The following is a 24,370-nucleotide window of genomic DNA, read 5'->3' as shown; positions in this document are numbered from 1 at the left end:
GAACTGTGAAGAAATGATGATAATCTATTGATTGATACCTTTTGGGAGGAGGTGAAAGGCATGAACAAGACAGAACTAATCAATGCGGTTGCAGAAGCAAGCGAATTATCTAAAAAAGACGCTACTAAAGCAGTTGATTCTGTTTTTGATACAATTTTAGATGCACTTAAAAACGGTGAAAAAATTCAATTGATCGGTTTTGGTAACTTTGAGGTTCGTGAGCGCTCAGCTCGTAAAGGACGCAATCCTCAAACTGGTGAAGAAATCGAAATCCCTGCAAGCAAAGTACCTGCTTTCAAACCAGGTAAAGCGCTTAAAGACGCTGTAGCAGGAAAATAATGTGTGTATAGACCGTATTTTTACGCTTTATACATACCATGTTGTTTCTTCACAGGAAAGCCCCTTTTAGAAGGGGCTTTTCATATTTAAAAACGTATTTCAGAGCGGCATTCTTTTTGCGGGTTAAAACCTTTCATTTTGCTTTTATAAGCTGAAATGTGCTAGAATCTGAATTAAATGTATGCGTTTCTGGAGGATATAAAACAATGAGTGAAATCAACAAAGAACAGATTGAACAAGCTGTACGGCTGATATTGGAAGCGATCGGCGAAGACCCAAACCGCGAAGGACTTCTTGATACGCCGAAAAGAGTTGCAAAAATGTATGCGGAAGTTTTTGCCGGGCTGAATGAAGACCCGAAGGAGCATTTTAAAACGATTTTTGGCGAAGACCATGAAGAGCTTGTTCTCGTAAAAGATATTCCTTTCTACTCGATGTGTGAACATCACCTCGTTCCTTTTTACGGAAAAGCGCATGTCGCATATATTCCGAAGGGCGGCAAGGTGACGGGTCTCAGCAAGCTGGCGAGAGCTGTCGAAGCGGTTGCCAAGCGTCCGCAGCTGCAGGAACGGATTACGGCGACGATTGCAGACAGCATTGTCGAATCATTGACGCCCCACGGCGTGATGGTGGTTGTAGAAGCCGAGCATATGTGCATGACGATGCGGGGCGTTAAAAAGCCTGGTGCAAAAACGGTTACTTCCGCTGTAAGAGGAACGTTCAGGGAAAGCGTAGCCGCTCGCTCCGAAGTGCTGGAGCTCATTAAACATCATGATTAAAAATGAGAAGGTGTGCGATGAAGATGACCAATAATCAATCAAATGATTTTGTGGTGATAAAAGCCGTCGAGGACGGCGTAAACGTGATTGGCCTGACAAGAGGAACGGATACGAGGTTTCACCATTCTGAAAAGCTCGATAAAGGGGAAGTCATGATCTGCCAGTTTACCGAGCATACCTCAGCCATAAAAGTCCGCGGGGAAGCACTCATTCAATCGGCCTACGGCGAGATGAGAAGCGAATCCAAAAAATAGTGCGGCCGTTTTCCGCCCCTGATTAGATGGCATAAGCCGCTGTTTTTTATCATATTATGATATAATTAAACTTTCTCAAGATACATAAACAATTGAGAGAAAAACTGCGAATTTTGGGACAAGGGTGATATCTTTGCAAGACATCTACGGACATTTATCTCATTTGAAAATCAAGCTGAATAAAAAGCTTTCACATCCTTATTTAGCCAAGCATTTAACAGCGCCAAAGGTTGATGAGGATAAGCTGTTTCTTTTTTATGCTCTGTTTGATGAAACAGATTTAAAAGAAGCCGACAAAGAAAATTACATTTTAACGGCGATGCTTGTTCAAACAGCCCTTGATACCCATGATGAAGTCACGACCGCAGCTTTAATTAAACAAGACGACTATAAAAACCGTCAGCTGACGGTTTTGGCCGGGGATTATTTCAGCGGGATGTACTATTCCCTGCTATCGGGTATGAAGGATATTTATATGATTCGTACACTGGCAGCGGCCATCAAAGAAATCAACGAACACAAAATAAGGCTGTATGATCATTCCGCCAAAGACTTAAACAGCCTTGAAAAAAGCGTCAGCATAGTGGAAGCTGCACTTTTTCATCATCTTGCCGACCACTTTTATCTGCCTCACTGGAAGACCGCAGCCAATGATTTTCTAGTCTATAAGCGGCTTGCTGCCGAAGAAAAGGGAACGGATTCCCGTCTGCTGGAAACGATTTTGAAAGAGGAGTTTCCGGAAGATCAGGCTTCATGTGAACAATTGACTGTCGCGGCTTATGAAAAAGCAAAGCTTCAGATTAACCAGTGCCTTGCAAAAAAGCCTGCCGTTCAGAAATGGCTTTTGGAGCGCCTAAAGGCCATTAAGCCAGAAAAACGGACCTATCATCAGAAAGTGGAAGAAGGGTAACAGTCATGGAGCAGTCAAAAGAACAGCGCGTGCACGGCGTGTTTGAAAAAATCTACAAAAATTATGACCAGATGAATTCCGTCATCAGCTTTAAGCAGCATAAAAAATGGCGCAATAAAACGATGCAGCTCATGAACGTTCCGAAAGGGGCAAAAGCGCTGGATGTCTGCTGCGGCACGGCGGACTGGACGATCGCCCTTGCGGAGGCCGCCGGAGAAACGGGCGAGATCAAAGGTCTTGACTTCAGCAAAAATATGCTGAGCATCGCCGAGCAAAAGACCAAATCATACAGCCAGATCGAATTGATTCACGGCAATGCAATGGAGCTGCCTTTCCCGGACAATACATTCGACTATGTCACCATCGGGTTCGGGCTCCGCAATGTCCCTGACTATCTAGCCGTTTTAAAAGAGATGAAGCGCGTGGTGAAGCCCGGCGGACAGGTTGTCTGCCTTGAAACGTCCCAGCCGGAAATGATCGGTTTCAAGCAGCTGTATTATTTGTATTTCCGGTTTATTATGCCTGCATTCGGAAAGCTCTTTGCCAAAAGCTTCAAAGAATATTCCTGGCTCCAGGAATCCGCCAGGGAATTTCCGGGTATGAAAGAGCTTGCTTCTTTATTTGAACAGGCCGGATTAGAAAATGTTCAATATCATCCGTTCACTGGCGGTGTAGCAGCTACACATGTCGGCTGGAAGCGATGATGACTACAGAAATACTCGGGTGAATCGATATGAAATTAACAACGTTATATTCATTTTTGAATGAGGATATTGATTTAATAGAAAAAGAGTTGGAAAAGACCGTACACTCCGACTACCCTTTGCTGAGCGAAGCCAGCCTGCATTTATTGCAGGCCGGGGGCAAACGGATCAGGCCGGTGTTTGTCCTGCTCAGCGGCATGTTCGGAGAATACGACATCAACAAAATTAAAAATGTCGCCGTTTCATTGGAATTGATGCATATGGCTTCGCTCGTTCATGATGATGTCATTGACGATGCAGAGCTGAGAAGGGGAAAGCCGACAATTAAGGCGAAATGGGATAATCGCATTGCGATGTACACGGGCGATTATTTGTTTGCCCGCTCGCTTGAATCCATGACCAAAATAAACGAACCGAAGGCGCACGAAATTTTGTCCCAGGCGCTCGTTGAAGTTTGTCTTGGAGAAATTGAACAAATCAAAGATAAATATAATATGGAGCAAAACCTCAGAACTTATTTAAGACGGATCAAGCGGAAAACGGCGCTTTTGATCGCGGCGAGCTGCCAGCTCGGAGCCATCGCCGCCGGAGCAGGCGAAAACATTCATCAAACACTGTATTGGTTTGGCTATTATGTCGGAATGTCTTATCAAATCATCGACGACATTCTGGATTTTACGTCAAGCGAAAAAGAACTCGGCAAACCGGTCGGAGGGGATTTGCTGCAGGGAAACGTGACGCTTCCTGTGCTGTATGCGCTGAAATCTCCTGAATTAAAGGCGCGGCTTAAGCTGATCAACAGTGAAACCACTCCCGAACAGATCAAACCGGTAATCGAAGAGCTGAAAAAAACCGATGCCATTGAACAATCGTTTAAAGTCAGTGAAATGTATTTGGACAAAGCGTTCCGCCTGCTTGAAACCCTCCCGAAAAACCGCGCAAGAACAGCTTTGGGACAAATTGCGAAGTACATTGGGAAGCGAAAATTTTAGACAAATGAGTCAAAAGTATGAATATTCTCCACCCTTTATTGATTAATTGTTTGAAAAATGTTATATTTCCGATGTAGTGTTGAAAGCCTATACATAACAGTGGGGTGGAGAATCGATTATGGAAAAAACCTTTGTAATGGTAAAACCTGATGGCGTTCAGCGCCAGCTAATCGGCGATATTTTGGCTAGATTTGAACGTAAGGGCTTACAATTGATCGGAGCCAAGCTGATGAACGTCTCGGAGGAGACAGCCGGTGAGCATTATAAAGAGCATAAAGAAAAACCGTTTTTTGGTGAGCTTGTTGACTTTATTACGTCAGGCCCTGTTTTTGCAATGGTATGGAAGGGCGAAGACGCAATTGCGGTAAGCAGGCAGCTGATCGGCAAGACGAACCCTAAAGATGCGCTGCCCGGCACGATTCGCGGGGACTACGGCATGATTGTCGGCAAAAACATCATTCACGGTTCAGATTCTCCTGAAAGCGCAGCACGTGAAATCAGTTTGTTTTTTAATGAAAATGAACTGATTGAAGAAGAAAAATTAATGAATCAATGGATCTACTAAAATCAGCTGAAAAGCTGATTTTTTTTACATGGAAAAAAACGCCTTTCTCCTTACCGGGAAGCGGGCGTTTTTTGATTTAAAACATACAAATTGTGATGAAAACAAGCTATAATGATACACATATCAGCATGAATGGATTAGGAGAGAAAAAATGGATAATTACAGCTTCTTCGTCGATAAATGGAAAAAAATAACAGGTGTAGATTTAGCTTTGTATAAAGAGGCTCAAATGAAACGGAGACTGACATCTCTTTACGAAAAAAAAGGATATAGCGATTTTCGCGAATTTGCGATTGCGCTAGAAAAAGATGATCATCTTCTTCAAGAGACGTTAGACAGAATGACGATCAATGTTTCTGAATTTTACAGAAACTATAAAAGATGGGATGTGCTTGAAAAAACGATTCTTCCGTTATTAAAGCCGTCCAAAACACTGAAGGTCTGGAGCGCGGCTTGTTCAACGGGGGAGGAGCCGTACACGCTGTCAATGATTTTGAGCCGTCAAACATATCTGACAGACTATGAAATTATCGCCACAGACATCGATGACAAAGTGCTGGCAAAAGCCAAGGAAGGCATCTATCAGGAAAGGTCGCTTCAGGAAGTGCCAAAAGAGATGAAAGATCAATATTTTATACAAAACGGCAGCCGCTTTACCGTAAAAGATGAAATCCGGAAGAACATCCGCTTTCAAAAGCACAATTTATTGGCGGACTCCTATGAAAAAGATTTTGATATTATCGTATGCCGCAATGTACTGATCTACTTTACAGAGGAGGCGAAAGAAACGATTTACCGCAAGTTCGGCCAAAGCTTAAAGAAGAACGGGGTTTTGTTCGTCGGAAGCACAGAGCAAATCTTTAATCCCGACAAATATGGCTTTCAATCAACAGATACATTCTTTTATCAAAAAAGTTAGCTGACTTTTTACGAAAAAATGTGTTATAGTTTTACTTAAAAGCGTTAATGTGATGAAGGGAGAACGAAAGCATGAGGTATTTAACAGCCGGTGAATCTCACGGTCCGCAGCTTACGACAATTATTGAAGGAGTCCCAGCAGGGCTTCATATCACAAAAGAAGACATTGATTACGAGCTTCAGAGACGGCAAAAAGGCTACGGCCGCGGACGCCGGATGCAAATTGAAAAAGATCAGGCCCGGATCACAAGCGGCGTAAGGCACGGCCGTTCTTTAGGGTCTCCGATCGCCCTTGTCGTTGAAAACAAAGATTGGACCCACTGGACGAAAATCATGGGATCAGAACCGATCACAGAGGAAGAACAAAGCGAAATGAAACGCCAGATTTCACGGCCAAGACCCGGACACGCCGATTTAAACGGCGCGATTAAGTACGGGCACAGGGATATGAGAAACGTGCTTGAACGTTCTTCTGCAAGGGAAACAACCGTCCGGGTGGCGGCGGGAGCAGTGGCGAAAAAGATCTTGTCACAGCTTGGCATTCGAGTGGCCGGACATGTCTTGGAAATCGGCGGGGTAAAGGCCGAGCATACAAATTACACATCAATTGAAGATTTGAAAAAAGTGACGGAACAGTCGCCTGTCAGATGCTATGACGAAGAGGCGGGCAAAAAAATGATGGCTGCGATTGATGAAGCAAAAGCAAACGGTGATTCCATCGGCGGGATTGTCGAAGTCATCGTCGAAGGGGTTCCCGTTGGCGTCGGCAGCTATGTTCATTACGACCGTAAGCTTGACAGCAAGCTGGCTGCCGCTGTTTTAAGCATCAATGCCTTTAAAGGTGTTGAATTCGGCATCGGCTTTGAAGCCGCGCGAAAAAACGGCAGCGAAGTCCATGACGAAATCATTTGGGATGAAGAAAAAGGATACACGCGGGCAACGAACCGCCTCGGCGGACTCGAAGGCGGAATGACGACAGGGATGCCGATTGTCGTCAGAGGCGTCATGAAACCGATCCCGACTTTATATAAGCCGCTGAAAAGCGTCGATATTGAAACAAAAGAACCTTTCAGCGCCAGCATCGAGCGCTCTGACTCATGCGCCGTCCCGGCTGCGAGCGTCGTTGCTGAAGCAGTCGTGGCATGGGAAATCGCCAATGCGATCGTCGAGCAATTCGGGGTCGACCAAATGGACCGCATCGCTGAAAACATTGAAAAGATGAGAAAACTTGCGAGGGATTTTTAATGAAATCACTTCAAATCGAAACAGCTTCACTGTCTTATCCGGTTTTTATCGGCGGAGGCATTAGGAAAAACGCGGATGAGCTTCTGTCATCCTTGGACCTGCCGATGACAAAACTGCTTCTGATTACCGACGAAGAAGTAGATAAACGCTATGGAGAAGAGCTGCTCAATCTTCTCGAAAGCAAATGGCCCGTTAAAAAAGTGGCTGTGCCAAGCGGGGAACAAGCCAAGTCGATCGATATGTTCATGAAGTTGCAGACGGAAGCGATCGAGTTTCATCTTGACCGGTCTTCCTGCATCCTCGCCCTCGGCGGAGGAGTTGTCGGCGATCTTGCGGGATTTGTGGCTTCGACTTTTATGCGGGGCATTGATTATGTTCAATTTCCGACGACTCTGCTTGCTCATGACAGTGCAGTCGGCGGAAAGGTGGCCATCAATCATCCGCTCGGCAAAAATTTAATCGGCGCTTTTCATCAGCCAAAAGCGGTGGTCTATGATACGGAATGCCTTGGGACGCTGCCTGAAAAAGAAATGAGATCAGGGCTGGCGGAAGTCATCAAACACGCGTTTATCCATGACGAAGCGTTTTTACATGAGCTTCTCAAGATCAAATCAATAGATGCGATCACAAATGAACAGCTGAATGATATGGTGTATAAGGGCATTTCGATCAAGTCTGCGATCGTTTCACAAGATGAACGGGAGGCAGGAATCAGGGCCTATTTAAACTTCGGCCACACGCTGGGTCATGCTGTTGAAGCAGAATACGGATATGGTAAAATCACCCACGGTGATGCCGTTGCATTGGGGATGCAGTTTGCCCTGTTTGTCAGCGAAAAAGTTCTGAATTGCCCGCTTGACCGCAGGCAGATTACAAGCTGGCTGAAACAGCTCGGCTATCCGGGAGAGGTGAAGCTGGATACGTCAACAGAAGCGCTCATCAGCCGGATGCTGAACGATAAAAAAACGCGCGGAGGCATCATTCAATTTGTCCTGCTTGACCGGATAGGCAGTGTGAGACTGCATTCCTTTACGGCAAAAGAGATCGAACGATGGCTGAATATGTGGAGATTGGAGGGAGGCGAATGATGATTCGCGGTATTCGGGGAGCGACTACAGTAGAGCAGGACACGGACAAGGACATTACGACAAAAACAAAACAGCTGATTGAAAAAATGATCATCGAAAACAAGATCAAACCTGAACAAGTAGTCCAGATCTTGATATCCGCCACTTCCGATATTCATGCGGCCTTTCCTGCCAAAGTCGTCAGAACCTTTGACGGCTGGCAGCACGTCCCGGTCATGTGCATGCAGGAAATGGATGTGGAACACGGCCTTAAACAGTGCATCAGGGTCATGATGACCGTGCAGACTGAAATGCGCCAGGATGAAGTCCGCCACGTGTATTTGGAAAATGCAGTAACTTTGAGACCTGATTTATCATTGACAAAAAAGACTGAATTGTAATACGATTGTAGCAACCTTAGAAATACACAGGAGTGTGTATATAGGTTTTACAACTAAAGCTGAGATTGAGATTAGGGTAGTTTGAGAATGAGTGTAGATGAGCTGAGACAAAACGTTTATGAATTCTACCCAAAAGACTGATGTTCTTTTGGGTTTGTTTATTTTTACCGCAAATTTTACATCTGAATTTTTACCTCTCAAGCTTTCCCTCATTCTCCTCCGCCTGTTCAAAAGGAGTGAGAAACGATGAGTGTTCAACACGATTTTTCCTCGTTTATGGAGGATGCTTCGCATTTTAAAACAATTCCCATTATCGAAAGTTTTTCCGTTGATACGCTGACGCCCATTCAAATGGTCGAGAAGCTGAAAGACGACATTGTGTATTTGCTGGAAAGCAAAGATGATTCCTCCGCATGGTCGAGATATTCTTTTATCGGGCTCGATCCGTTTTTGACCATCAAGGAGGAATCCGGACAGTTCCACGCCTGCGGAAAAGGCATGAAAAAGCTTTTCACCGCGCCGCAGTTGAAAGAAGTCCTGGAATGGATGTCTGGCACATGCCTTATTAAGACGCCTGAGCTTGAGATCCCGTTTTCAGGAGGGGCGGTTGGATATTTAAGCTATGATGCCATGCCTCTGATCGAACCATCAATCCCCGCGCACCAAGGGGAAACAAACATGGATAAATGTCTGCTGTTTGTCTGCCGGACAATGATCGCCTATGACCACGAACAGAAAAAGCTGCATTTTATTCATTATGTCAGGCTGAACGGCGGGGAAACGGAGAGCGAAAAAGCAGAGGCCTATCATGCCGCCAAAGAAGAGCTGAAAGAGCTCATACACAGGCTGTCAGACCGAAAAACGGCAAAGGAGCTTTTTCTCCCGCAGGGCCGTCATGACGAGCCAAGCTTTGAACATGTCCGGTCCACATATGAGAAGCCGCAGTTTTTGCAAGATGTCGAACGTCTGAAAGAATACATCAAAGCGGGTGATATCTTTCAGGGTGTGCTTTCCCAAAGGTTCGATATTCCTGTAAAGGTCAGTTCCTTTGAATTATACAGAGTGCTGAGAATGGTCAACCCGTCTCCTTACATGTACTATATCAGGCTGCCGGACCGGGAGCTTGTCGGAAGTTCGCCGGAACGGCTGATCCATGTGCAAAACGGACACCTTGAAATCCATCCGATCGCCGGAACGAGAAAAAGAGGCATTGATCAAGCTGAAGATGAGCGTCTGCAGAAAGAGCTTTTGGCAGATGAAAAAGAAAAAGCGGAACACTATATGCTTGTCGATTTGGCGAGAAATGATATCGGCAGGGTGGCCGAATACGGGTCTGTCAATGTGCCGGAGTTCACAAAAATCGTGTCATTTTCCCATGTCATGCACATTATTTCGATCGTGACAGGGACTTTAAAAGCCGGCGTACATCCGGTCGATGCCTTAATGAGTGCATTTCCGGCCGGTACATTGACGGGCGCTCCCAAAATCAGGGCGATGCAGCTTTTAAACGAGATGGAGCCCGAGCCGAGGGAAACATATGGGGGCTGTATCGCCTATATCGGATTTGACGGCAATATTGACTCCTGTATTACGATCCGGACGATGAGCGTCAAGGACGGGGTCGCTTCAATCCAGGCGGGCGCCGGAATCGTCGCCGACTCCGTACCCGAAAAGGAATGGGAAGAGACGTGCAATAAAGCGGGGGCTTTGCTCAAAACGATCCAAATCGCCGAAGAGATGTTTCTTGAAAAGGGGGAGGACGGCTATGAACGAACTGCTGAAATCTTGCGTTAACGGAAGGACGATGAACGAAGCAGAAGCGTACGAGATCATGCATTTGATGATGAACGGCTCTTTGAGCGACGCGGAAATCGGCGGACTGCTCTCCATTCTTGCCCACCGCGGAGAAACGGTTGAGGAAGTAACAGGCTTTGTCAGGGCGATGCGGGAGAAGGCTTTTGCAATAGAGGGCCCAGAACATGTCGTCGATACGTGCGGAACGGGAGGAGACGGAATATCCTCCTTCAATATTTCAACTGCAGCCGCGATTATTGCCTCGGCGGCAGGTGCCAAAATCGCCAAACACGGCAACCGTTCAGTATCCTCGAAAAGCGGCAGCGCCGATGTGCTGGAATATCTCGGGGTTTCCATCCAGACGACGCCCGAGGAAACAAAACGAAGCATTGAGCGGCTGAACATGGGGTTTTTATATGCGCCAAGCTATCACTCTTCAATGAAGCATGTGGCTGGGGTAAGGAAAGATCTCGCCTTTCGGACGGTGTTTAACTTGCTCGGTCCGCTCAGCAATCCGATGAAGACCAAGCGCCAGGTCATCGGCGTATACTCAATCGAAAAGGCGAAGCTGATGGCCGGCGCTCTGGAATCATTTGAACCGGAGCATGTGCTATTTGTTTCAAGCCGCGACGGCCTTGATGAGCTTTCGATCACATCGCCCACAGACGTCATAGAGCTGAAAGACGGCCAAAGATTTGAATATACCGTTGAGCCGGCCGACGTCGGGCTGCCGCCGGGCGCGCTAAGAGACATTCAAGTTGGGACGCCTGAAGAAAGCGGCCGTCTCATCCTGAACATTTTGCGAAACAACAGCTCTGATTCCGCCCTTCACATCGCCGCCTTAAACGCGGGCGCGGCATTGTATGTTTCAGGCCGGGCATCCGGCCTGAAAGAAGGCGCAGCCGCAGCTCTGGAAACGATCAAAAGCGGAGAAGCGCTCAAACAGCTGGAGCGATTAAAACAGGAAGAGGAAGAGATATATGCTGAATCAAATCATTGAAAGAAAGCGGGAAGACCTTTTGGATATCGTGCTGCCGGAGGACGCGAATCTGCCAAAGCGCTCATTCAAGGATGCGCTTCTTTCGCCGAATCGCTTTATCGCCTTGATTGCCGAAGTGAAAAAAGCTTCACCTTCAAAAGGGGTGATCCAAGAACATTTTCAGCCGGAAGAGATCGCTAAAGCGTACGAGCGGGCAAAAGCCGATTGTCTGTCCGTTCTGACGGATGGACCGTTTTTTCAAGGGAAAAATGCCTATTTGACATCAATCAAACACAAGGTTTCCCTGCCTGTTTTGCGGAAAGACTTTATCATCGATTCCATTCAGGTCGAAGAATCAAGGCGCATCGGAGCGGATGCAATCCTGCTGATTGGCGAGGCGCTTGAGCCGTCAAAGCTTTATGAACTGTATGAAGAGGCCGTTCAAAAAGGCATGGATGTGCTTGTTGAAGTTCATGAAGAAAAGACGCTTGAAGGTATTTTGAACATGTTTACGCCTGAGATCATCGGCGTGAACAATCGAAATCTGAAAACCTTTGAAACTTCCGTCAGGCAGACGGAGCGGATCGCTGCGATGATCCCCGAAGGAGCCGTTCTTGTCAGCGAGAGCGGGATCGGCAAAACCGAAGATCTGTCGTTTGTGAAAAACTGCGGGGCCAAAGCTGTTCTCGTCGGGGAATCCCTGATGAAAGAACCGTCGCAGCAGCAGGCGGTCCATGCCTTGTTTGGAGAAGAAAACGATGAATAAACCGAGCTTAAAATATTGCGGGATTCATTCTTTCGCAGATTTGAAGGTGACAGCCCGTTCCAAAGCGGACTATCTTGGTTTTATTTTTGCGGAAAGCAAGCGGGCCGTGAATCCAGCTGACGTAAAAAGCTGGTGCGGGCAAATCGCTACCGCAGGAAAAAAGCTTGTCGGCGTTTTCGTCAATGAGAATGCCGGCCGCATTGCTGAGATTGCCGAAGCTCTACCATTGGATGTGATCCAGTTGCACGGCGATGAGCAGGTAGAAGACATCAAACGGCTGAAATGCATAACAGATTGTGAGATTTGGAAGGCGCTTCATCACGAAAGAGGAACTGTCGAAACTATGGAAGCCTTCGCCCCATATGCAGACGGGTTTGTGATCGACTCATCTGTCAAAGGGATGAGGGGAGGAACCGGCGTGTCATTTTCATGGGAAAGCGTCCCTTTATACAAAGAGGCTGCGGCCAAAGAAGGGAAGCGCTTGTTTATCGCAGGAGGCGTCAATCCTGATAGCATAGCAGCGCTCTTAAACTGGCAGCCTCCGGGAATTGATCTCGCAAGCGGAATCGAAGATAAAGGTCAAAAAAGCGAAAAGCTCATCAACCTTTTAGAAGAGAGGATGTACAATCATGTATTCATATCCGAATGAACAAGGCAGATTTGGCGACTTTGGAGGGAAATTCGTTCCCGAAACATTGATGCAGCCTTTGGAAGAAATAGAAAAAGCGTTTCATAAACTAAAGGATGACCCTTCATTTAAAGACGAATATAAAAAACTATTGTTTGATTATTCCGGACGTCCGACAGCCCTGACTTTCGCCGATCAGCTGACAAAGCAATTGGGCGGAGCCAAAATATATTTGAAGCGCGAGGATTTAAACCATACCGGCGCCCATAAAATCAACAATGCACTCGGGCAGGCCCTGCTTGCTGCGAAAATGGGGAAAACGAAGCTCATCGCTGAAACAGGCGCCGGCCAGCACGGAGTCGCCGCGGCAACCGTTGCTGCAAAGTTCGGCATGTCATGCATCGTTTTTATGGGAGAGGAAGATGTTGCAAGACAGTCGCTGAACGTTTTCCGCATGAAGCTTTTGGGGGCAGAAGTCGTTCCGGTCTCAAGCGGAAACGGAACATTAAAAGACGCGACAAATGAAGCGATTCGATACTGGGTCCAGCACTGCGAGGATCACTTTTATATGATCGGATCAGTTGTCGGTCCCCATCCATATCCTTATATTGTCCGTGAGTTTCAGCGCATGATCGGCGATGAAGCGAAAGCGCAGTTTTACGAAGCGGAACAAAAGCTTCCCGACAAAGTGATGGCCTGTGTCGGAGGAGGAAGCAATGCGATCGGGATGTTCAGCTCATTTATTGAAGAGCCTGTTGAGCTGATCGGCGTTGAAGCCGCGGGAAAAGGCGCCGGCACTGCGCTTCATGCGGCGACCATTACAAAAGGAACGAAAGGGGTCATCCACGGCTCCTTGACGTATTTGCTTCAAGATGAGTACGGCCAGATTATCGAACCATATTCTATATCAGCCGGACTCGATTATCCGGGAGTCGGACCGGAACACGCCCATCTCCATCAGATCGGCCGCGTCCGGTACGAAGCGGTGACAGACGATGAAGCGGTAGCGGCTTTAAAGCGTCTGGCGGAGACGGAAGGAATACTGCCGGCGATCGAGTCGGCGCATGCTTTGGCCAAAGCGTTCGAACTCGCAAAGGATATGGATAAAGAGAAAAGTATTCTGGTTTGCCTTTCAGGCAGGGGAGACAAAGATGTCCATACCTTAATGAAGGTATTGGAAGAAGAGGTGGATAAAGATGTTCAATCTGAAAAATCAGCCGTCCGATAAGTTATTTGTTCCATTTATTACAGCAGGCGATCCGCTGCCTGAGGTGTCGGTCGAATTGGCAAAATCCCTTCAGGAGGCCGGGGCCTCAGCTCTTGAAATCGGAGTGCCGTATTCTGATCCGCTGGCCGACGGTCCCGTCATCCAGCGGGCTTCGAAGCGCGCTCTCAACAATGACATGAATATCGTAAAAGCGATCACGCTTGGCGGGGAAATGAAAAAAAACGGCGTCCAGATTCCGATTATCCTCTTTACGTATTACAATCCTGTGTTACAATTAGATACAAATCACTTTTTCGCTTTACTGCGACAAAATAACATAGACGGACTTCTGATACCGGATCTGCCTTTTGAAGAAAGCGTATATTTGCAGCAGGAATGCAAAAGACAAGGGATCACGTATATTTCCCTCGTTGCACCGACAAGCGAAAGCCGCATCAAGAAAATCACACAGCAGGCCGAAGGGTTTGTGTATTGTGTATCTTCGCTCGGGGTGACAGGTGTGCGCAATGAATTCGCTGATTCTGTTTCTTCATTTGTCCGATCTGTGAAAGGGATGAGTTCCGTCCCTGTCGCTGTCGGCTTTGGGATTTCCAGCTCTAAACAAGTGGAGATGATGAATGAACTGTGCGACGGCGTTGTCGTAGGGAGCGCTCTTGTCAGAAAGATCGAGGAGCTGAAAGACGATCTCATCTGTCCTGAGACAAGAGAGCAGGCCTTAAAAACATTTGAAGAATACGCGAAAACGTTCAGCGTATCGTACATGGTAAAATGAGGTGACAGAAAGTTGCAAATCAAAGAACAGTTAAAGCAGTTGAAGCCTTACCAGCCCGGCAAACCGATTGAAGAAGTCAAAAAAGAATTTAATCTGGATACGGTTGTAAAGCTCGCTTCAAACGAAAACCCGTTCGGCTGTTCAGAAGCGGCAAAAGAAGCCCTCCAGACTGAAATTCAGCAAATGCAGCTTTATCCCGACGGCTACAGCGCAGCTTTAAGAACAAAGCTTGCCGGACATCTCGGTGTAAATGAAACAAACATCATTTTAGGAAACGGCACAGACGAAGTCATTCAAATCATTTCCCGTTCTTTGCTGGACCCCGGCACAAACACGGTGATGGCCAATCCGACATTTTCGCAATACAAACACAATGCGGTCATCGAAGGCGCAGAGGTACGGGAGGTCGGCCTGCTTGAAAACGGCTGCCATGACCTTGATGCCATGCTTGAGGCAATCGATGATAAGACTAAGGTCGTCTGGGTCTGCAGCCCGAATAATCCGACAGGGACATATGAGCCGGAGCAGAAACTGATCCGTTTTATTGAAAGGGTCCCTGAGCACGTCCTTGTGGTTGTCGATGAAGCCTATTATGAATATGTAAGCGCAGAAGACTATCATGAAACCATCCCGCTGTTGAAGCGCTACCCGAATCTGATGATCCTCAGAACGTTTTCAAAAGCGTACGGTCTGGCGGCCTTAAGGGTCGGCTACGGCATCGCTTCAGAACAGCTGATCCGGTCAATCGAGCCGGCAAGACAGCCGTTTAACACAAACCGGCTTGGCCAGGCTGCCGCGCTTGCCGCGCTGGGCGATCAGGCGTTCATTGAAGAATGCGTCAGAAAAAACGGAGAAGGGCTTAAGCAGTATTACGATTTCTGCGCTGAGCACGGGCTGGATTATTATCCTTCACAAACAAACTTTGTCCTGATCGATCTTAAACGAAATGCAGACGAATTGTTCCAGGCGCTGCTCGAAAAAGGCTATATCGTCAGATCAGGGAACGCTCTCGGCTTTCCTACCTGTCTCAGGATATCAGTCGGAACGAAAGAGCAAAACGAAGGATTTTTAAAAACTTTAGCTGGCATGTTGTAAGAGGTGATGTGAGATCACCTCTTTAGTCTATTGAATAGGTGATAAAGATGACTCAACCGAATGAAACGATATTATTGGCCGGATTAGGCTTAATCGGCGGTTCCATTGCTCTCGCCATTAAAAAAGAGCATCCCGGAAAGCGGATCATCGGGTTTGACGTATCTGAAGAGCAGGTGAAAGCCGCACAGAAGCTTGGCGTCATCGACGAGCCGGCCGCTTCTTTTGCGGAAGGCATTGAAAAAGCGACAACGGTTATTTTAGCGGCTCCAGTAGAGCAGACGCTGCATATGCTTGATGAAATTGCCGCGTCCGGCCTGAAGAAAAAAATGCTGATTACCGATGTCGGCAGCACGAAACAGAAGGTTGTCGCCCATGCGGAAAACGTCCTGCCCGAAGAGTATCAGTTTGTAGGCGGCCATCCGATGGCAGGCTCCCATAAATCGGGCGTGGCCGCTGCAAAAGAGCTGTTATTTGAGAATGCATTTTATATATTGACTCCGGCCAGGTCTGTTAAAAAAGAAGCGGTTGCGGCTTTAAAGGAACTGTTAAAAGGGACGAACGCAAAATTTGTGGAGATGTCTCCCGACGAGCACGACGCCGTCACGAGCGTGATCAGCCATTTTCCGCATATTGTGGCCGCCAGCCTCGTTCACCAAACGGTCAAATTCGAGGACCAGTACCCGCTTGTCAAACGTTTTGCGGCCGGAGGATTCCGCGATATCACGAGAATCGCTTCCAGCAGTCCGGCGATGTGGCGGGATATTCTTTTGCATAATAAAGAAAAAATTTTAGAACGGTTTGACGAATGGACGCTTGAACTGGACAGAATCCGGTCTTTTGTTAAAAATGAAGATGCAGACGGGTTATTTGAATTTTTTCGGGAAGCAAAGGAATACCGGGATGGGCTGCCATTGCGGCAGAAAGGAGCGATTCCTTCCTTTTACGATCTTTATGTCGATGTCCCCGACCATCCGGGGGTCATTTCGGAAATTACGGCGATTCTCGCCGACGAACAGATCAGCATTACGAACATCCGGATTATCGAAACAAGAGAAGAGATAAACGGGGTTCTCAGAATCAGCTTTCAATCTGACCAAGATCGCAAACGTGCTGAAAAATGCATTCAAACCCGCGCCAAATATGAGACATTTTACGCTGATTGAGGTGGAACACATGAAAAGAGGAAAAGTCAATTCATTACAAGGAGAACTTCATATTCCGGGAGACAAATCCATCTCCCATCGATCTGTGATGTTCGGCGCCATTGCCGAAGGGAAAACGGTGATTAAAAACTTTTTGCCTGGAGCAGACTGCTTGAGCACGATCGACTGCTTCAAAAAAATGGGTGTTGAAATCGAACAGGACAACAGCAATGTGACGGTTTACGGGAATGGCCTGGATCAGCTGTCTGAGCCAAGCGAACTCTTGGATGTCGGAAATTCCGGAACTACAATCAGACTGATGCTCGGCATTTTGGCCGGACGTCCGTTTCACACCACGGTAGCGGGAGACGACAGCATCGCCAAACGCCCGATGAAGCGCGTAACAGATCCGCTTCGGCAAATGGGCGCGAAAATTGACGGCCGTGCCGGAGGCGAATTTACGCCGCTTTCCGTCCGGGGCGGAAATTTGACCGCGATCGATTTTCAATCGCCTGTTGCCAGCGCGCAAATCAAGTCAGCCGTCCTCCTCGCCGGGCTCCAGGCCAGCGGCACCACGACGGTGACAGAGCCCCATAAATCAAGAGACCACACAGAACGGATGCTGTCCATGTTCGGCGTTACGCTTGAGGAAAGCGAAACCTCTGTTTCGATTGCCGGAGGGCAGACGTTAAAGGCGGCCGATGTATTCGTCCCCGGAGATATTTCTTCAGCGGCATTTTTCCTTGCGGCAGGATCGCTTGTGCCAAACAGTGAAATCGTTCTGAAAAATGTCGGCTTAAATCCGACAAGAACGGGAATCATCGACGTCCTTGAAAAAATGGGCGCAAATCTCGAAATTGAACCGAAAGACGCTGGAAGCGGTGAGCCTTACGGCGACTTGAAAATCAAGACCACGTCCTTAAAAGCTGCGGAAATTTCGGGCGATTTGATTCCGCGGCTCATCGATGAGATTCCGATTATCGCCCTTCTTGCGACCCAGGCGGAAGGTACGACAGTGATCAAAGACGCAGCAGAATTGAAAGTAAAGGAAACAAACCGCATCGATACCGTTGCATCAGAACTGAAAAAGCTCGGCGCGCATATCGAACCGACTGAAGACGGCATGAAGATTCACGGAAAGACACCTTTGACAGGCGGAGTGGCTGTATCAAGCCACGGTGACCACCGTATCGGCATGATGCTCGGGATTGCCGCTTGCATCTGTGAATATCCGATCGATATATCCCGTCCGGAAGCTGTCAGCGTATCATACCCGACGTTTTTTGACCATATCGAAAAGCTGGCCCAAAAAGCCTGAAGCTGCTCTGCTTCAGGCTTTTTCGCCCCTTAAAAAGCGGGCACATAAAACGAAGGTTTCCGGCATAGCTTGTCTTAAAGAAGCAAATCCGCTTTTATTTGCGGCTATATGAAGGCAACATATTTGCCGGAAGACGCCCGGGTGAATTATGATAATAACTAACTAAAATCATTTTGCCGGATCAGAATCACCGGCAATGATTTGACGAAAGAAAGGGACGTTCAGAATTGAATACTTCGATCCAAGAAGCCATAAAATTAGTTGAAGCAGGCCACACTGAAAGCGGATTGAAAAAGCTTGCCGATATCGAGCCTGCCCTTCATGATGAAGACAAAGCGATAGCAGCGCAGCTGTATTACGAATGGGGGATTGTCGACAGAGCCATCGCCATCGTCAGCGACTTACACGAGCTTTATCCGGGAGAAACAGATCTGACATGCTTTTATGCCGAGCTCCTCATCGAAACCGATCAAGAAGAAAAAGCGCTCCGCATATTGGAAACGATTCCGGAGACAGACAAGGCATTTCCGGAAAGCCTGCTTTTGATGGCTGATCTGTACCAGATGCAAGGGCTGTTTGAAGTCAGTGAGCAGAAACTCCTGAAAGCGAAAGCCCTTTTGCCGGAAGAGCCAGTGATCGATTTTGCTTTGGGAGAGCTTTACTTTACCCAGGGAGCCTACGGCAAAGCGGTAAGCCAGTTCAAAAAAGCGGTCCGTGCAGAGGCTGTCATCGGGGGCGTCAATGTTTACCAGAGGCTCGCCGAGTCATTGAGCACGTCGGGAGAGTTTGAAGAAGCGCTGGAATGGTATGAAAAAGCCGTCCAGGAGAATCCGGAACCCAATACATTGTTTGGCTTTGGTTTTACCGCTTTGAAAGCGGGGTATCCTAAAACTGCGATCAAACAATTGACAGAGCTCAAACAACTCGATCCGGCCTACTCCTCGCTTTATAAGCCTTTGGCAAACAGCTATGAAGAAGAAGGGCTTTATGAAGAAGCATTTGAAACAGCAAAAGAAGGAATCCGCGTAGACGAATACAATAAAGAACTGTATCTCTCCGCCGCAAAAATGGCTTTAAAAACAAAAAGGCCTTCTGAAGCGAAGGATCTGCTTCAAGAGGCGCTCGCCCTTGACCCCGGCTATATTGAAGCCGTTCACACCCTGCTTTCTCTTTATCTTGAAGAAGAAGATTTTGAGAGTATCATCGATCTCGTCGAAGAGGTCCGCAAATACGGTGAAGATGACCCGAAATTCAGCTGGTTTCTTGCTTCGGCATTTGCCGGTCTGGAAGAATATGAAAAGGCACGCGGGGAATATGAGGCCGCATGTTTGAATTATCAGGAAGACGGGGATTTTCTTTACGAATACGCGCTTTTCTTGCTTGAAGAAGGAAGGCGGAAGGAAGCTTTGCCGCTATTGAAAAAAATCGTTGAGCTTTACCCCGCAAATGAGGAAGTCCATGAGATGATTTTCAGAATCGAAGATGAAAATTCCTTTGAATAAGCAGGATATGCTCGGTTTGTGTGGAATTATTAAAGTAATACACAAGATGCGATAGAGGAGGGAATAACATGCAGACCCCTGTTTCTGTCAATGAAAAAAAAGATTTTATCCGCTGGTTTTTAAACCATTATCAGCTAAAACGTAGAGAGTGTGTATGGATTCTAAATTATTTAATGAGCCATGACTCGTTGATGGAAAAAGTACATTTTGTCGAGCAGGCCGAATTTTGCCCGAGGGGCATTATCATGTCCACCCACTGCGTCGAAGAAGTGCCTTTTCGTTTTTATAAAGAAAATGTGATGACGACAGATGCAGAAAAATCATTTCATGATATCAGGCTGAATAAGCAGCAGGATCTGTTTATCCAGCTGAATTTCCGCTCAGCCTACAATTCGCCGGAATACGCGGCAGTGCTTGAAGCCAACCCTCATATTCCGAAAGACCTATACGAAAATGAAAAAGACAAAATGATCGCCGAGCAGATTTTGGAGCACTCCATTTCGACTTTTCAGAGACAAAAACTGCTTCGCGAAATAGATGAAGCGCTTGATCGCCAAGATAAAGAAAGCTTCGAAAAACTGGCAAAACAACTGAGTCAGTTGCAATAATCCCGCCGCCACAAGCCTTGCCAACCGCAAGGCTTGTTCAGCGAGGGAAGCGCTGTCATATAAAGGGGGCCTCCATGTGAAATGGAATACGCATGATGCAGATGTTTACTTGAATGCCAAGGAGTATATCGACACGGCGGTCATTCCGCTGATATCGGTCCAGCTGGGAGATCAGTTTAAATCGGCCGTCTCAAAAGGGGAATTTACGGTCCTGCTTGCCGAAGAGCTTGAAAGGCAGCTGAAGGGCCGCGTCTATTTGTTTCCTCCTTATACATATCTGGAAGCTGATGAAAAATCGGCGCGGGATCTCGCTGCAGTGAAAGAAATGGCTGAAAAGCATTTTCGGCACACCGTGTTCCTGACGACGGATGAGCGCTGGAAGCAAACGCTCAAAGATGAGCAAAAACTGCTGTGGATTCCCGCGCTGCCCCTCGAACACATGAAAGATTCACTGAAGCAGAAGCTCCTTGATGACCAAATTGAGCAAATATTGAACATTTTGTTACAATATTGGAACTCTTAATAAAAACACTTACATTTCCTTAGTTTAATGATTTTGGCAATGTTGACCTTCCTAAAATATTGATATATTATGAGGGTGTCCTAGTTTCATGATTTTTCTATTTCAGTTATATTGTAGCTGGGGACTTGAGGGGGGATATGAAGATGAGCGAAAACAGACATCGGGTATCCAGACGTCAGTTTCTAAACTATACGCTGACAGGCGTCGGCGGTTTTATGGCGGCGGGAATGCTCATGCCTATGGTTCGCTTCGCGCTCGATCCGGTTTTAAGACCGACTGAGGATCAGGACATGGTTCAGGTTGTAAGCGTTGACGAGCTGACAAATGAACCGCAGCGCTTTGACTTCAAGATCAAACAAGTGGATGCCTGGTACGAATCAGAAGAATCGCGGTCGGCGTGGGTTTTCAAACATGGGGGAGAAATCGTAGCTTTATCTCCGGTTTGCAAGCATTTGGGGTGCACGGTTAACTGGAACAGCGATCCAAAAAATCCGAACAGGTTTTTTTGTCCGTGCCATTACGGGCTTTATGAAAAGGATGGTACCAATGTACCCGGAACTCCGCCGCTTGCTCCTCTGGATCACTATGAGCAAGAGGTTAAAAACGGCTATCTTTACTTAGGAAAAGCCAAGCCGAGGAAGGATGGGTGATCATGCTAAACAAAATTTACGACTGGGTGGATGAACGGCTGGACATCACGCCGCTTTGGAGAGATATTGCCGACCACGAAGTTCCTGAACACGTGAATCCCGCTCACCATTTTTCGGCATTCGTGTACTGTTTCGGGGGATTGACGTTTTTTGTAACAGTCATACAGGTGCTTTCCGGCATGTTTTTAACAATGTATTATGTTCCCGACATTAAAAATGCCTGGGAATCGGTTTATTATCTGCAAAACGAAGTAGCATTCGGGCAAATCGTAAGGGGCATGCACCACTGGGGAGCAAGCCTGGTCATCGTGATGATGTTCCTTCACACGCTGAGAGTCTTCTTCCAGGGGGCATATAAAAAGCCGAGGGAGCTCAACTGGATTGTCGGCGTGCTGATCTTCTTTGTCATGCTCGGCTTAGGGTTTACAGGCTACCTGCTGCCATGGGATATGAAAGCCCTGTTTGCGACAAAGGTAGGTCTGCAGATTGCTGAGGCGACGCCGCTCATAGGTCCGGAAATTAAAACGCTGCTCGCCGGTCATCCGGATATCGTCGGCGCTCAGACGTTGACGCGCTTCTTTGCCATACACGTCTTTTTCCTGCCAGCCGCTCTGTTCGGACTCATGGCCGCACACTTTATTATGATTCGCAAGCAAGGAATTTCAGGGCCGCTGTAAGCGAGTGACATAAAAAGAAGGAGGGGATGGCATGAAAAGGGGAAAAGGAATGAAGTTTGTCGGAGATTCGAGGATACCGGCGGAGAGAAAACCGAATATTCCAAAAGATTATTCGGAATTTCCGGGAAAAACGGAAGCGTTCTGGCCGAACTTCCTGTTGAAAGAGTGGATGGTCGGGGCGGTTTTCCTGATCGGTTTTCTTGTGCTGACCGTCGTTCACGAGCCTCCGCTTGAGCGGATGGCTGATCCGACAGATACCGGTTACATACCTTTGCCGGACTGGTATTTTCTATTTTTGTACCAATTGCTAAAATACGAATATGCCGCTGGGCCATATACGGTGGTCGGAGCCATTGTCATACCGGCCATCGCGTTCGGATCGCTTTTATTGGCGCCGTTTCTCGACAGGGGCCCAGACAGAAGGCCGTTTAAACGTCCTGTTACCGTCGGGCTGATGCTTCTCGCGCTGTCAGCTACGGTTTTCTTAACATGGCAGTCCGTCGTCACCCACGATTGGGCCGCTGCCGAAGAACAGGGGAAAATCAAGGAAGAAGCCGATATTGATACAAGCTCTAAAGGCTATAAAATCTATCAGGAGCAAGGCTGTATTTCCTGCCATGGCGACAACATGCAGGGCGGGGCAGCCGGACCGTCTCTCGTCGATAGCGGCTTATCTCCGGAAGAGATCGCGAAAATCGCCAAGGAAGGAAAGGGGCAGATGCCTGCCGGCGTGTTTAAAGGAAACGATAAACAGCTGAAAGAACTGTCCAAATTCATTTCGGAAACGACTGCAAAGTAAAAGATATTGTCAAGATGCCCAAGGAAAGATATACTCTTGATGAGAGCTGAAGCTGGCGCTGGGTCAGCCTTTGAGGCTGTCGACAAAGTCGACGGCCTCTTAAAATTGCAGCGCTCGTTTTTCCGCGCTGCATGAGGGCTTAAAAACACGTTCTCATCAGGCCGTTCCCGGGGCAATGGTGGGAAGCTGACAAGGCGCCAGCCTTTTGTATTTAAAGAGACTGTGAGTTGATAGCGGTGAAATGGATTTTGTACATACTCGGGCAAAGATCGGTACTCGTCTTGCTTCTGGCCGTGAATTTTTTAGGGACGGTGTATGGATACTACTGGTATCTGCCTCAGCTGATGGACACGCCCGCAAAATTTTTGATCTTTGTTCCAGACAGCCCGACGGCGACTTTGTTTTTTTTATTTGTTCTTTTGGGTTTTTTTCTAAAGCGAAATTCTGCTTTATTTGAAGCGCTCGCCCTCGTTACGCTCGTCAAATACGGGCTCTGGGCGGTCGTCATGAATATTCTCGTGCTTGTGACGGCGGGAAGTCTGCATTGGACGGGCTATATGCTGATTGCGTCGCACTTTGCCATGGCAGTGCAGGGTGTGCTGTATGCGCCGTATTACCGTTTTAAGGTTTGGCATTTGGCGGCAGCCGCGATTTGGACGCTTCATAACGACGTCATCGATTACCTGTTTCAAATGATGCCGAATTATTCGATGCTTGATCAATATATGCCGCAGATCGGCTATTTTACGTTTTGGCTGAGCATCGCTTCGATCGGGCTAGCGTATTATCTTGTCCTGTCCCGGAAGGCGTTTAAGCTGTAAGCTTTGGACAACAATCTTGGTCTAACCTTGTCCTTCCCTTCATACTCTGTAATAGAAGGAGTGGGAGGGACCGTAAATGATACGAAAGGTGATCCTTTGCATGCTGATCGGACTTGCTTTTCCTGCAGGCGCATTGAAAGCCGGCGGTGACTCGGCAGCCTTGCAGGAATTGAACGAGCTGTCCGATACGGTATTCCAATTAACAAGGCAGGCACAATACGAAGAAGCTGTCCAGATTCTTCATTATTTCGAAGACAGGCTGAAAGCCGCTGAACACGGCGGAGCGGAAGACGTGATGACCGGGGCGCAAATCCGCCAGGTCGATCTTGGCTATCGCGATGTCCTGAAAAGCCTTGAAAGCGAAGGGACGGAGCAAAAAGACAAGCTGAAGGCAGCCGCACAATTCAGGATGCTGATGGACGCCATTGAATCAGATCATGACCCGCTTTGGGGTTCGCTGAAAAAGCCGATCATGAATTCGTTTAAAGCGTTGAAAGCCGATGTTCAAAAGGATGACAGCTTGACATTTCAAGAAGAATGGAATCATTTCTTATCATTGTATGATACGATATATCCAAGTTTAATGATCGATGTTTCGCCAAAGCAATTAAAAAGCGTTTCAAGCCATATTGAAGTGGTCGAAGACGGGGGCTTTCAGCAAATGACGGAAAGCAGCAAGCTTGAAAGGCTGACGATGCTGGAAAAGGATTTGGAAGATGTATTTAATCAAGTGGAAGAAGATGACGCAGACCCCTCGCTTTTATGGGTCATCCTGACAACGGGAAGCATCATCCTTTCCACACTGACATATGTCGGATTCAGAAAGTATAAAGCAGAAGGGGACAGGCGCAGGAAAAGGGAAAATGATTGGCCGAAATAAAAAAGAAGCTCTGC

At 47.3% G+C, this 24,370-nt stretch carries 28 protein-coding genes; all 28 read left to right on the top strand.

The window, feature by feature from the left end; all coding sequences use genetic code 11:
• Window positions 1-60: 60 nt before the first annotated feature.
• Window positions 61-339: a non-specific DNA-binding protein Hbs gene (gene hbs, locus R5H20_RS13830; RefSeq protein ID WP_003183006.1), complete on the top strand. Its 279-nt coding sequence runs from the start codon at window positions 61-63 to the stop codon at window positions 337-339.
• 206 nt (window positions 340-545) lie between these two features.
• Window positions 546-1,118, top strand: coding sequence for a GTP cyclohydrolase I FolE (gene folE, locus R5H20_RS13825; protein WP_006636413.1), 573 nt, complete (start codon window positions 546-548; stop codon window positions 1,116-1,118).
• Window positions 1,119-1,141: 23 nt separating this feature from the next.
• Window positions 1,142-1,372, top strand: coding sequence for a trp RNA-binding attenuation protein MtrB (gene mtrB / locus R5H20_RS13820; protein WP_006636412.1), 231 nt, complete (start codon window positions 1,142-1,144; stop codon window positions 1,370-1,372).
• Window positions 1,373-1,505: 133 nt separating this feature from the next.
• Complete coding sequence (locus R5H20_RS13815) at window positions 1,506-2,282, top strand: heptaprenyl diphosphate synthase component 1 (RefSeq protein ID WP_006636411.1); 777 nt, start codon at window positions 1,506-1,508, stop codon at window positions 2,280-2,282.
• 5 nt (window positions 2,283-2,287) lie between these two features.
• Window positions 2,288-2,986 (top strand): demethylmenaquinone methyltransferase, encoded by a 699-nt coding sequence (locus tag R5H20_RS13810; RefSeq protein WP_006636410.1) that lies wholly within the window; start codon window positions 2,288-2,290, stop codon window positions 2,984-2,986.
• 29 nt (window positions 2,987-3,015) lie between these two features.
• Complete coding sequence (gene hepT / locus R5H20_RS13805; RefSeq protein ID WP_006636409.1) at window positions 3,016-3,978, top strand: heptaprenyl diphosphate synthase component II; 963 nt, start codon at window positions 3,016-3,018, stop codon at window positions 3,976-3,978.
• Between the two features lie 115 nt (window positions 3,979-4,093).
• A complete protein-coding gene (gene ndk, locus R5H20_RS13800; protein ID WP_173400952.1) occupies window positions 4,094-4,543 on the top strand; it encodes a nucleoside-diphosphate kinase in 450 nt (149 codons plus the stop codon).
• A 151-nt stretch (window positions 4,544-4,694) separates the two neighbouring features.
• Window positions 4,695-5,462 (top strand): CheR family methyltransferase, encoded by a 768-nt coding sequence (locus R5H20_RS13795; RefSeq protein WP_006636407.1) that lies wholly within the window; start codon window positions 4,695-4,697, stop codon window positions 5,460-5,462.
• A gap of 71 nt (window positions 5,463-5,533) precedes the next feature.
• Window positions 5,534-6,706 carry a chorismate synthase gene (aroC, locus tag R5H20_RS13790; RefSeq protein ID WP_006636406.1) on the top strand — a complete coding sequence of 391 codons (1,173 nt, stop codon included), beginning with the start codon at window positions 5,534-5,536 and terminating at the stop codon, window positions 6,704-6,706.
• A complete protein-coding gene (aroB, locus tag R5H20_RS13785; RefSeq protein WP_029418346.1) occupies window positions 6,706-7,794 on the top strand; it encodes a 3-dehydroquinate synthase in 1,089 nt (362 codons plus the stop codon). The genes aroC and aroB overlap by 1 nt, the downstream gene beginning before the upstream one ends.
• Window positions 7,791-8,174, top strand: a complete 384-nt coding sequence (aroH, locus tag R5H20_RS13780) for a chorismate mutase (protein WP_006636404.1) — start codon at window positions 7,791-7,793, stop codon at window positions 8,172-8,174. Before aroB ends, aroH begins: the two co-directional genes overlap by 4 nt.
• Before the next feature lie 246 nt (window positions 8,175-8,420).
• A complete protein-coding gene (trpE, locus tag R5H20_RS13775; RefSeq protein ID WP_006636403.1) occupies window positions 8,421-9,968 on the top strand; it encodes an anthranilate synthase component I in 1,548 nt (515 codons plus the stop codon).
• The gene (gene trpD, locus R5H20_RS13770) at window positions 9,940-10,968 is read left to right on the top strand and encodes an anthranilate phosphoribosyltransferase (protein WP_006636402.1); all 1,029 of its coding nucleotides are present in this window, start codon (window positions 9,940-9,942) and stop codon (window positions 10,966-10,968) included. Before trpE ends, trpD begins: the two co-directional genes overlap by 29 nt.
• On the top strand, window positions 10,949-11,713 hold the full coding sequence (gene trpC / locus R5H20_RS13765) for an indole-3-glycerol phosphate synthase TrpC (RefSeq protein ID WP_006636401.1): 765 nt from the start codon (window positions 10,949-10,951) through the stop codon (window positions 11,711-11,713). The genes trpD and trpC overlap by 20 nt, the downstream gene beginning before the upstream one ends.
• Complete coding sequence (locus tag R5H20_RS13760) at window positions 11,706-12,362, top strand: phosphoribosylanthranilate isomerase (protein WP_006636400.1); 657 nt, start codon at window positions 11,706-11,708, stop codon at window positions 12,360-12,362. The genes trpC and R5H20_RS13760 overlap by 8 nt, the downstream gene beginning before the upstream one ends.
• The gene (trpB, locus tag R5H20_RS13755) at window positions 12,343-13,569 is read left to right on the top strand and encodes a tryptophan synthase subunit beta (RefSeq protein WP_006636399.1); all 1,227 of its coding nucleotides are present in this window, start codon (window positions 12,343-12,345) and stop codon (window positions 13,567-13,569) included. The genes R5H20_RS13760 and trpB overlap by 20 nt, the downstream gene beginning before the upstream one ends.
• Window positions 13,538-14,341, top strand: coding sequence for a tryptophan synthase subunit alpha (trpA, locus tag R5H20_RS13750; protein WP_006636398.1), 804 nt, complete (start codon window positions 13,538-13,540; stop codon window positions 14,339-14,341). Before trpB ends, trpA begins: the two co-directional genes overlap by 32 nt.
• A gap of 12 nt (window positions 14,342-14,353) precedes the next feature.
• Window positions 14,354-15,436, top strand: a complete 1,083-nt coding sequence (hisC, locus tag R5H20_RS13745) for a histidinol-phosphate transaminase (protein ID WP_006636397.1) — start codon at window positions 14,354-14,356, stop codon at window positions 15,434-15,436.
• A gap of 47 nt (window positions 15,437-15,483) precedes the next feature.
• A complete protein-coding gene (locus R5H20_RS13740; RefSeq protein ID WP_006636396.1) occupies window positions 15,484-16,599 on the top strand; it encodes a prephenate dehydrogenase in 1,116 nt (371 codons plus the stop codon).
• Window positions 16,600-16,609: 10 nt separating this feature from the next.
• On the top strand, window positions 16,610-17,896 hold the full coding sequence (gene aroA, locus R5H20_RS13735; protein WP_006636395.1) for a 3-phosphoshikimate 1-carboxyvinyltransferase: 1,287 nt from the start codon (window positions 16,610-16,612) through the stop codon (window positions 17,894-17,896).
• A 227-nt stretch (window positions 17,897-18,123) separates the two neighbouring features.
• Window positions 18,124-19,398, top strand: coding sequence for a tetratricopeptide repeat protein (locus tag R5H20_RS13730; protein WP_006636394.1), 1,275 nt, complete (start codon window positions 18,124-18,126; stop codon window positions 19,396-19,398).
• A gap of 68 nt (window positions 19,399-19,466) precedes the next feature.
• Window positions 19,467-20,006: a ReoY family proteolytic degradation factor gene (locus R5H20_RS13725; protein ID WP_006636393.1), complete on the top strand. Its 540-nt coding sequence runs from the start codon at window positions 19,467-19,469 to the stop codon at window positions 20,004-20,006.
• A gap of 76 nt (window positions 20,007-20,082) precedes the next feature.
• On the top strand, window positions 20,083-20,529 hold the full coding sequence (locus R5H20_RS13720; protein WP_006636392.1) for a YpiF family protein: 447 nt from the start codon (window positions 20,083-20,085) through the stop codon (window positions 20,527-20,529).
• A gap of 143 nt (window positions 20,530-20,672) precedes the next feature.
• A complete protein-coding gene (locus tag R5H20_RS13715; protein ID WP_006636391.1) occupies window positions 20,673-21,179 on the top strand; it encodes a QcrA and Rieske domain-containing protein in 507 nt (168 codons plus the stop codon).
• A gap of 2 nt (window positions 21,180-21,181) precedes the next feature.
• On the top strand, window positions 21,182-21,856 hold the full coding sequence (qcrB, locus tag R5H20_RS13710) for a menaquinol-cytochrome c reductase cytochrome b subunit (protein ID WP_006636390.1): 675 nt from the start codon (window positions 21,182-21,184) through the stop codon (window positions 21,854-21,856).
• A 31-nt stretch (window positions 21,857-21,887) separates the two neighbouring features.
• The gene (locus R5H20_RS13705) at window positions 21,888-22,655 is read left to right on the top strand and encodes a menaquinol-cytochrome c reductase cytochrome b/c subunit (protein WP_006636389.1); all 768 of its coding nucleotides are present in this window, start codon (window positions 21,888-21,890) and stop codon (window positions 22,653-22,655) included.
• 236 nt (window positions 22,656-22,891) lie between these two features.
• Window positions 22,892-23,476, top strand: a complete 585-nt coding sequence (locus tag R5H20_RS13700; protein ID WP_006636388.1) for a lipoprotein heptaprenylglyceryl N-acetyltransferase LhaT — start codon at window positions 22,892-22,894, stop codon at window positions 23,474-23,476.
• Between the two features lie 76 nt (window positions 23,477-23,552).
• On the top strand, window positions 23,553-24,356 hold the full coding sequence (gene ypjB, locus R5H20_RS13695; RefSeq protein WP_006636387.1) for a sporulation protein YpjB: 804 nt from the start codon (window positions 23,553-23,555) through the stop codon (window positions 24,354-24,356).
• Window positions 24,357-24,370 lie beyond the last annotated feature (14 nt).

This window comes from Bacillus sp. KICET-3 (assembly GCF_033261025.1).
Taxonomy (GTDB): Bacteria; Bacillota; Bacilli; order Bacillales; family Bacillaceae; genus Bacillus; species Bacillus sonorensis.
This window is presented reverse-complemented; position numbering and strand designations above follow the sequence as displayed.

What these genes read in the sequence shown, in the direction of transcription:
- R5H20_RS13810 (WP_006636410.1), top strand. Translation starts at nt 2,288, where the DNA reads ATGGAGCAGTCAAAAGAACAGCGCGTGCACGGCGTGTTTGAAAAAATC.
- R5H20_RS13795 (WP_006636407.1), top strand. Translation starts at nt 4,695, where the DNA reads ATGGATAATTACAGCTTCTTCGTCGATAAATGGAAAAAAATAACAGGT.
- R5H20_RS13760 (WP_006636400.1), top strand. Translation starts at nt 11,706, where the DNA reads ATGAATAAACCGAGCTTAAAATATTGCGGGATTCATTCTTTCGCAGAT.
- qcrB (WP_006636390.1), top strand. Translation starts at nt 21,182, where the DNA reads ATGCTAAACAAAATTTACGACTGGGTGGATGAACGGCTGGACATCACG.
- trpB (WP_006636399.1), top strand. Translation starts at nt 12,343, where the DNA reads ATGTATTCATATCCGAATGAACAAGGCAGATTTGGCGACTTTGGAGGG.
- aroB (WP_029418346.1), top strand. Translation starts at nt 6,706, where the DNA reads ATGAAATCACTTCAAATCGAAACAGCTTCACTGTCTTATCCGGTTTTT.
- aroC (WP_006636406.1), top strand. Translation starts at nt 5,534, where the DNA reads ATGAGGTATTTAACAGCCGGTGAATCTCACGGTCCGCAGCTTACGACA.
- aroA (WP_006636395.1), top strand. Translation starts at nt 16,610, where the DNA reads ATGAAAAGAGGAAAAGTCAATTCATTACAAGGAGAACTTCATATTCCG.
- hepT (WP_006636409.1), top strand. Translation starts at nt 3,016, where the DNA reads ATGAAATTAACAACGTTATATTCATTTTTGAATGAGGATATTGATTTA.
- hbs (WP_003183006.1), top strand. Translation starts at nt 61, where the DNA reads ATGAACAAGACAGAACTAATCAATGCGGTTGCAGAAGCAAGCGAATTA.
- R5H20_RS13715 (WP_006636391.1), top strand. Translation starts at nt 20,673, where the DNA reads ATGAGCGAAAACAGACATCGGGTATCCAGACGTCAGTTTCTAAACTAT.
- trpC (WP_006636401.1), top strand. Translation starts at nt 10,949, where the DNA reads ATGCTGAATCAAATCATTGAAAGAAAGCGGGAAGACCTTTTGGATATC.
- trpD (WP_006636402.1), top strand. Translation starts at nt 9,940, where the DNA reads ATGAACGAACTGCTGAAATCTTGCGTTAACGGAAGGACGATGAACGAA.
- ypjB (WP_006636387.1), top strand. Translation starts at nt 23,553, where the DNA reads ATGATACGAAAGGTGATCCTTTGCATGCTGATCGGACTTGCTTTTCCT.
- aroH (WP_006636404.1), top strand. Translation starts at nt 7,791, where the DNA reads ATGATGATTCGCGGTATTCGGGGAGCGACTACAGTAGAGCAGGACACG.
- trpA (WP_006636398.1), top strand. Translation starts at nt 13,538, where the DNA reads ATGTTCAATCTGAAAAATCAGCCGTCCGATAAGTTATTTGTTCCATTT.
- mtrB (WP_006636412.1), top strand. Translation starts at nt 1,142, where the DNA reads ATGACCAATAATCAATCAAATGATTTTGTGGTGATAAAAGCCGTCGAG.
- trpE (WP_006636403.1), top strand. Translation starts at nt 8,421, where the DNA reads ATGAGTGTTCAACACGATTTTTCCTCGTTTATGGAGGATGCTTCGCAT.
- R5H20_RS13725 (WP_006636393.1), top strand. Translation starts at nt 19,467, where the DNA reads ATGCAGACCCCTGTTTCTGTCAATGAAAAAAAAGATTTTATCCGCTGG.
- R5H20_RS13705 (WP_006636389.1), top strand. Translation starts at nt 21,888, where the DNA reads ATGAAAAGGGGAAAAGGAATGAAGTTTGTCGGAGATTCGAGGATACCG.
- R5H20_RS13740 (WP_006636396.1), top strand. Translation starts at nt 15,484, where the DNA reads ATGACTCAACCGAATGAAACGATATTATTGGCCGGATTAGGCTTAATC.
- folE (WP_006636413.1), top strand. Translation starts at nt 546, where the DNA reads ATGAGTGAAATCAACAAAGAACAGATTGAACAAGCTGTACGGCTGATA.